The 229-nt window shown below is 54.1% G+C and carries 1 protein-coding gene; it reads left to right on the top strand.

Annotation, left to right across the window (positions count from 1 at the left end):
• Window positions 1-229: hypothetical protein (locus LIZ08_RS10370; protein ID WP_227038830.1), on the top strand; the 229-nt coding region annotated here is incomplete at both ends.

Here is a 229-nt window from a genome sequence, read left to right as displayed (position 1 = left end):
AAAACCTGTTTACGACCATCACAAACGTGAACTTTGATGATGATACGATCCGCGCACGAATTGAGGCAACGCTTGAGACCAAAGCGCTTCTCGCTCAGCTTGCCGACTGCTCCGCTCTGCCGGAGGCCGCCCTCTGGAACGGCACAACCGATGAGTTTGCCGCAAAAGCAGTAACCGTCGGCGTACTTTCCACGGAAAATGAGGACATCCGCTCTTTACGCGAGCTCAT

Source organism: Streptococcus sp. 210928-DFI.4.42 (genome assembly GCF_020554365.1).
Taxonomy (GTDB): domain Bacteria; phylum Bacillota; class Bacilli; order Lactobacillales; family Streptococcaceae; genus Streptococcus; species Streptococcus parasanguinis_S.
The sequence above is the reverse complement of the archived record's forward strand: the minus strand, read 5'-3'. Positions and strand labels throughout refer to the sequence as shown.